This is a genomic window from Mesorhizobium sp. M4A.F.Ca.ET.090.04.2.1, from assembly GCF_003999085.1.
Taxonomy (GTDB): domain Bacteria; phylum Pseudomonadota; class Alphaproteobacteria; order Rhizobiales; family Rhizobiaceae; genus Mesorhizobium.
In genome coordinates, this window is sequence record NZ_RZOT01000675.1 from 1 (window position 1) to 2,794 (window position 2,794).

At 64.9% G+C, this 2,794-nt stretch carries 2 protein-coding genes and 2 pseudogenes; 1 reads left to right on the forward strand and 3 read right to left on the reverse strand.

All coding sequences use genetic code 11. From position 1 onward, the window contains the following. The 3 genes and pseudogenes from EN781_RS30200 to EN781_RS30210 form a co-directional block, all read right to left on the reverse strand. Nucleotides 1-428: pseudogene (locus EN781_RS30200) on the reverse strand (homoserine dehydrogenase); the annotation flags it as partial. Nucleotides 429-474: 46 nt separating this feature from the next. After that, entirely contained in the window at nt 475-1,692 is a 1,218-nt protein-coding gene (locus EN781_RS30205) for an LL-diaminopimelate aminotransferase (RefSeq protein ID WP_126054248.1), read from the reverse strand. Nucleotides 1,693-1,737: 45 nt separating this feature from the next. Beyond that, a complete protein-coding gene (locus EN781_RS30210) occupies nt 1,738-2,145 on the reverse strand; it encodes a hypothetical protein (protein WP_127407160.1) in 408 nt (135 codons plus the stop codon). 97 nt (nt 2,146-2,242) lie between these two features. Here EN781_RS30210 and EN781_RS30215 point away from each other — a divergent pair. Continuing rightward, a pseudogene (locus EN781_RS30215) lies at nt 2,243-2,794 on the forward strand (class I poly(R)-hydroxyalkanoic acid synthase); the annotation flags it as partial.

Consider the following 2,794-nt stretch of genomic DNA (forward strand, 5'->3'; position numbering starts at 1 on the left):
GTCTTGATGACGGGGATGCCACCGGCCACCGCGGCCTCGTAATTCAAAAGCACACCCTTCTTCTCGGCGATCTCGGCCAGCTGCACGCCATGCTTGGCCAGCAACGCCTTATTGGCGGTCACCACATGGCGGCCGGCCTCGAGTGCCGCTTTCACCGAGGCTCGCGCGGGTCCCTCGTCGCCGCCGATCAGTTCGACAAAGACGTCGATATCGGCCGCCTCCGCCATCTTGACCGCATCGTCGAACCATTGCGCGCCGCCAAGGTCGACGCCGCGGTCGCGCTTGGGATCGCGGGCCGAGACGGCTGCCACGACGATGTCGCGGCCGCACTGGCGGGTGAGCTCGGCCGCCTTGTCGCGCAACACGCGCGCCACCGAGGCGCCGACCGTGCCGAGGCCGGCAATTCCAACACGCAACGCTTCAGCCATGTCCGGCGATGCCCCTCAAAAATTCGATCGGTGATGTCAGGCGAACTCAGCGGTGCGCGGAGAGCGGCACCACATTGTTGGGCTGCTTGGCGGTGGACGCCAGGAAGCGCTTGATGTTGCGGGCCGCCTGGCGGATGCGGTGCTCGTTCTCGACCAGCGCCACGCGCACGAAATCGTCGCCATGCTCGCCGAAGCCGACGCCCGGCGCCACCGCTACGTCGGCGTGCTCGATCAAGAGCTTGGAGAATTCGAGCGAGCCGAGATGACGAAACTGTTCCGGGATCGGCGCCCAGGCGAACATCGAGGCCGCCGGCGCCGGTATGTTCCAGCCGGCGCGGCTGAAGGAATCGACCATCACGTCGCGGCGCTTGTGGTAGACCTCGCGCACTTCGGCAATGTCGGCGCCATCGCCATTGAGCGCATGCGCCGCCGCCACCTGGATCGGCGTGAACGCGCCATAGTCGAGATAGGACTTGACGCGCGTCAGCGCCGAGATCAGCCGCTCGTTGCCGACGGCGAAGCCCATGCGCCAGCCGGGCATGGAGAAGGTCTTCGACATCGATGTGAACTCGACGCAGACGTCGATCGCGCCCGGCACCTGCAGCACCGAGGGCGGCGGGTTGCCGTCGAAATAGATCTCCGAATAGGCGAGGTCGGACAGGATGATGATGTCGTTCTTCTTGGCGAAGGCGACGACGTCCTTGTAGAAATCGAGCGAGGCGACCAGCGCCGTCGGGTTCGACGGATAGTTGAGGATCAGCGCCAGCGGCTTCGGGATCGAGTGGCGGATGCCGCGCTCGACCGCCGGGATGAAGCCGTCGTCGGGCTCCACCTGCAGCGAGCGGATGACGCCGCCCGACATGATGAAGCCGAAAGCGTGGATCGGATAGGTCGGATTCGGGCACAGGATGACGTCGCCGGGCGCGGTGATCGCCTGCGCCATGTTGGCGAAGCCTTCCTTCGAGCCGAGGGTTGCCACCACCTGCGTATCGGGGTTGAGCTTCACGCCGAAGCGGCGCTGATAGTACGCCGCCTGGGCGCGTCGCAGGCCCGGAATGCCGCGCGACGAGGAATAGCGATGCGTGCGCGGATCGCGCACCACTTCGCACAATTTGTCGACGATGGCCTTCGGCGTCGGCAGGTCCGGATTGCCCATGCCAAGGTCGATGATGTCGGCGCCGCGCGAGCGGGCGCTGGCCTTCAGCCGGTTGACCTGCTCGAACACGTAAGGCGGAAGCCGGCGGACCTTGTGAAATTCTTCCATGTCAGTTCCAGACATTCAAAGGTGGTTTCGGCGCGCGATATATCCCTAATTGCAGCTAGGGTCGAGGGCGGGATCGCATTTCGTCTCGATCTGCTTCAGCGCCTGATCGCCATGGTTCTTGGCCAGCGAGTTGAGCGCCGCCGGGCTTGCGGTCTGGTCGCCGCCACCGCTCTTGGCGAGTTGCGCCTGCTGCTCGCCCTTCAACTGGGCAAGCTTGGCGTCGGTCTCCTCCTTGGTGAGTTGCTTGGCGGCCACCTGCGGCGGGATGTTGAGGTTCGGATAGGAACCGGTGTCCTTTGGCCCTTCGACGCCGGCGACCGGCGCCGCGTTCGTGGTGTTGCTCGTCGAGCAGCCGCCCGCCGCCAGACCGGCAGACAGCAAGGCCATCGCCGCGGCCATGCGGCAAATGCGTGCGCTTGCCGAAAAAACCGTCTTGCCAATATTAATCGTCATATTGTTTTCCTGGCAGCCGGGTTAGAGCGTGTTGGACCCGGTCAGATGTCCCATGATAATATGTCAAGAAAACGCCCCGGGAGGAACCCCGCGAACCATGTCCAAAGCGCCCGATTCGGACAAAGCGGAAGATGGCGGACCTTCGACGGTCGAGCAATATCTGGTCAAGGACCCTGAACGCTTCGCGTTGAACATGGCGCGTATGATCGAGCAGGCCGGCAAGGCGGCTTCCGCCTGGGCCGAGCCGCGCGAGAAGGGGGAGGTGCGCGACCATGTCGCCGAGCCGGTGGTCGACATGGTCAAGACCTTCTCTAAGCTCAGCGAATACTGGCTCTCCGATCCGCAGCGCGCGTTGGAAGCGCAGACGCGGCTCTTCGCCGGCTACATGACGGTGTGGGCAAACGCCATCCAGCGCGTCAGCCCGAATGCCGAGGCGCCGGACGACGCCGTCAAGCCCGAACGCGGCGACAAGCGCTTCCAGGACCCGGAATGGGGCCGCAACGCCTTCTTCGATTTCCTCAAGCAGGCCTATCTCGTCACCTCGCGCTGGGCAGGCGATCTGGTCGAGCATGCCGAGGGGCTCGACGAGCACACCCGCCACAAGGCCAGCTTCTACGTCAAGCAGGTGTCGAACGCGATCGCGCCGTCG